This is a genomic window from Mesorhizobium sp. M7A.F.Ca.MR.362.00.0.0 (assembly GCF_004023175.1).
Lineage (GTDB): Bacteria > Pseudomonadota > Alphaproteobacteria > Rhizobiales > Rhizobiaceae > Mesorhizobium.
The window spans coordinates 22,667-26,296 of sequence record NZ_RZTF01000044.1 but is presented as its reverse complement, the minus strand read 5'-3'; the positions used below and the strand labels follow the sequence as shown (position 1 = coordinate 26,296).

The following is a 3,630-nucleotide window of genomic DNA, read 5'->3' as shown; positions in this document are numbered from 1 at the left end:
CTTCTCGGGCTTGCCTTTGTGGGGTGCGTCGCCCGCCTGCCCGTCCGCGGAGCGGAGCTCCGTCGGGCGGCGTTGCTGCCAGCTTGCATTCCCCGGGCCAGCCGACCGCCGGGAAGCGCTGGACACGCCCACCTCCGGCGCGCTGGCGCCGGTGTCGTGGTCTTCCACTGTCGTTCCTTCCGGCGCCGCGCGAACCTATGATGGACGCAGCAGGCGCTTCAGTGTTTTAAGTTGCCGCCAGACTAACAGCGCCGCGCCCGATCACCAAGAGCCGCGTGCCGAATTTTGCCGGCAGGCCGCAAACCGCCGTTCCGGGGCGGCCGCGTAATGAACCCGCACGCCGCAGTTGCCGGCGCTACGCCTGCCGGCACCTCTTTCGGCCGCTCACTGCGGCAAATCTAGCCGGCCGACGCTGCGACAAGGGTTCGCGGTTGAATAGCCGGCTTCGATGAGGCATTTCTGAAATGAGCGGAAGAATCCGGCAAAGCCGGCCTCCCACCAGCCACGAAAAGGAAGCGGACCCGCAACGCATGGCAGTCAGGCAATGAACTGGAGACGCTATTTCTGGCCGGTTGTCGGCATCGCTGCCGTGATCTTCTCGCTGCTGCTGCTCTGGCACGAACTGCGCGGCGTTTCGCTCGACGACGTCTGGGACGGTATCACGGCCATTCCGACCCGGGGTTGGGTTCTTGCCGCGCTGAGTTCGATCATCGCCTATGCCTCGCTTGCCGGCTACGACCACATCGCGCTCCTGCATATCGGCAAGCGCGTGTCGTGGCTGTTCGTCACTCTGTGCTCCTTCACCACCTATGCGCTGTCGCACAACATTGGCGGTTCGGTGTTTTCGGGCGCCGTCATCCGCTACCGCGCCTACGGTACGAGGGGCCTGACCGGACAGGATGTCGGCGTGCTGGTGGCGGTCTGCTGGATCACCTTCGTGCTGTCGACGATTTTTGCCTCGGGCCTGGTTCTGGTGTTCGAGCCTGAGATACTCGACCGGTTTTCCGGCATCGCCCATCATGGCCTGTCGGAAGCGGCCGGTATCGCGATGCTGCTGCTCGTCGCCGCCTATGTCTTCGGCAGCTGGCTGCATCTGCGCCCGCTGAAGATCGCCAGCTTTCAGCTCCACTATCCGGCGCTGCCGATCGTCGCCCGGCAATTGCTGATCGGCCCGATCGAGTTGCTGGCCGCCGCCGCGATCATCTTCTTCGCCCTGCCCGCAACCCACAATCCCGGCTACTTCGTCATACTGGGCGTCTTCCTCGTCTCCTTCTCGATCGCGCAGATCTCGCATGCGCCGGGCGGGCTCGGCGTGTTCGAGGTGGTGTTCCTCGCCGGCCTGTCGGACATGGATCCGGTCGGCGTGCTGGCGGCGCTGCTGGTGTTCCGGCTGTTCTACCTGATCATCCCGCTGATTCTGGGCCTGGGGGTGGTGCTGTTCTTCGAACGCTCGCAGTTCAGCCGGACGGAGAGCTGAGGCGCGGAAACCGACACGAGGCCTAAGGGCCTCCATCTTCAAACGTGGCGTCTGAACCCGCTGAGGAAACGTAGCAATTGAAACGCCAAGCAGGCTTGACTATTTTCCACTGGCGGCTACAAGGCAGCGCTCAAGCGGCTCAGCCGCTCGGCCCGCGCGGTTCATGACCGCGCCTGCTGGGGAATAGGTTAACGGTAGACCCACGGACTCTGACTCCGTTAGTCCTGGTTCGAATCCAGGTTCCCCAGCCAAACTGGATGCTCTGCGGACGAGACGGCACCCGGGCCTTGCTCTGACGATGCCGCCATAGTCGTTTCTGCAAGCAAATCAAACGGTTGTCGGAAGACAGCGCGAACCTCGCCGTCTTCCCACGTGCAGTTCGACAGTAGCAGATTCAGAAGCCGTTTCTTCTCACCAGGTGCCTGCCGGGCGAACAATTGGCGGGCGTTGCGCGCCAACTCCAGCAAGCGGACGCCATCTTCCATGTATGATTCCTCGGCCTCGCCATGCCGCTCGATCTCACGGAGTAGACGCGTCTGCTCGACCCGCCACTGCGCTGACATTCGATCGTAGAAGGCGCTGTCGATGCGTCCGTCGAGCTTGTCCAGGTACATTGCCTGTAGCCGATCCTCGAGGCGCTTATATTCTTTTTGGCACCGGAGGATCGCGTGTTCCTGCTCCTTCCGCTCATCGGCGTGGCTGGCTTTGAGCGCGTCTCGGACCCAATCCAGCACCTCCTCATCGAAATGGAGCTTGCCCAGCAAGGCGCTAAAGGTCTCTTCGAGGACCTCCTCGCGTACGTACTTGCGGCGGCACTCGGCATAGCCGCCACGGCCTTTGTCGCTGTGACCGGTGCAGTGGTAGTAGACGTATTTGCCCTTCTTGATTTCGGCGACGACGGCGCAGCCGCATCGGGCACAAGTCATTAGACCGCTGCAGGCAAAATCGTAGCCGTAGGAATGGATAGGCGTCGCATGTCGGCCCGTCAGAACGCCTTGCACCCGCTCCCACAGTTCGATCGACACCAGAGGCTCATGCTTGCCGTGGTGCAGCTTGCCGTTCCATTGAAACAATCCGGTATAGAGACGATTGCGGAGAATCGAGTGAACCGTGCTGACCGGAACCGGGTGTCCATTCTTCGGATACACAAGGCCTTCAGCATGGGCTGCCTTCGTGATTGCCTTGAGCGAATATCCGCCGGTTGAGTAGCGCTCGAACAGCCTCGTGATCATCGGAGCCAGCTCAGCGTCCGGCTCAATCACCTTCTTACCGTCGCTTCCTGTGACGTTGAGATATCCCAACGGTGCCTTGGTCGGCCAGATCCCCTGCTCCGCCTTCTCCATCTGTCCTTTGCGGGCTTCCTCAGAGAGATTGTCGATGTAGTTCTTTGCCATCAGCACCTTGATGCCGTGCATGAACTTTTCCGACGAACGCGAGTCCTGCGAGAGGATCACGCCTTCCTTGGCGAGGTGGATCTCGACATCGAGCTCGTCGAGCGTCACCCAATCCTTCAGATTGCGGTAGAGCCGATCGGTCTTCTCGACGAGAACGACCCGCACACCGGGGTGCTTGCGCAGATATTTGACCATCTCGGTGAAGTTGGTCCGCCCGCTGCTCTTCGCCGTCTCGATGTCGATGAATTCCTGAGCGATACCAAACTGCTTCTGAGCCGCATACTCCCTCAGAAGCTTGCATTGAGCAGGGATGGAGAAGCCTTCCTTCTCCTGTTCTTTCGAGGAAACGCGAGCATAGAGCAGCGCCTTCACCAAGCCGCTGCGAGTTGCGATCTGCGCAGTTTTCTTGACCATCTCTTTGCCTCGTCTCCTGAGGGCGGAGCGAGGTGAAGCCTCGCTCATTCCATATTTTGCCATTCAGAAAGGAGGCGGAAGAAACCGGTGACGTTTTCCACGATCTGGCGCGCATCCTCCCTGGTGAGTTCTCGGCCGGTGCGCTGCTCGAACAACTGAGCCGTTCTATCCAGGAAGGCACCATCCACGGCGCGATTGTGAGGAGGCAAGGTCTCCTCAACTGACCGACAAGCGTTCCTTGGTCTCTTCATCGTCCGTGCCCGGTTTCAGGCGCTTTGCAGCACAAGGCAAGGATCGCCGATCTCTCTCCAAACTCGAATGGCCGATATGTACGCTTAAGCCGCC

At 60.9% G+C, this 3,630-nt stretch carries 3 protein-coding genes and 1 tRNA gene; 3 read left to right on the top strand and 1 reads right to left on the bottom strand.

Going from position 1 to position 3,630, the window contains the following annotated elements; translation table 11 throughout:
* Positions 1-544: 544 nt before the first annotated feature.
* Together EOC06_RS08940 and EOC06_RS08935 are read left to right on the top strand one after the other, a co-directional pair.
* Positions 545-1,477 carry a lysylphosphatidylglycerol synthase domain-containing protein gene (locus EOC06_RS08940; protein WP_128307545.1) on the top strand — a complete coding sequence of 311 codons (933 nt, stop codon included), beginning with the start codon at positions 545-547 and terminating at the stop codon, positions 1,475-1,477.
* Positions 1,478-1,654: 177 nt separating this feature from the next.
* A tRNA-Gln gene (locus EOC06_RS08935) sits at positions 1,655-1,728 on the top strand.
* Here EOC06_RS08935 and EOC06_RS08930 read toward each other — a convergent pair.
* On the bottom strand, positions 1,696-3,285 hold the full coding sequence (locus EOC06_RS08930) for a recombinase family protein (protein ID WP_206631170.1): 1,590 nt from the start codon (positions 3,283-3,285) through the stop codon (positions 1,696-1,698). The two genes, EOC06_RS08935 and EOC06_RS08930, sit on opposite strands and share 33 nt — an antisense overlap.
* Positions 3,286-3,317: 32 nt before the next feature.
* Here EOC06_RS08930 and EOC06_RS08925 point away from each other — a divergent pair, with 32 nt between their 5' ends.
* The gene (locus tag EOC06_RS08925; protein WP_128307544.1) at positions 3,318-3,509 is read left to right on the top strand and encodes a hypothetical protein; all 192 of its coding nucleotides are present in this window, start codon (positions 3,318-3,320) and stop codon (positions 3,507-3,509) included.
* Positions 3,510-3,630: the final 121 nt, after the last annotated feature.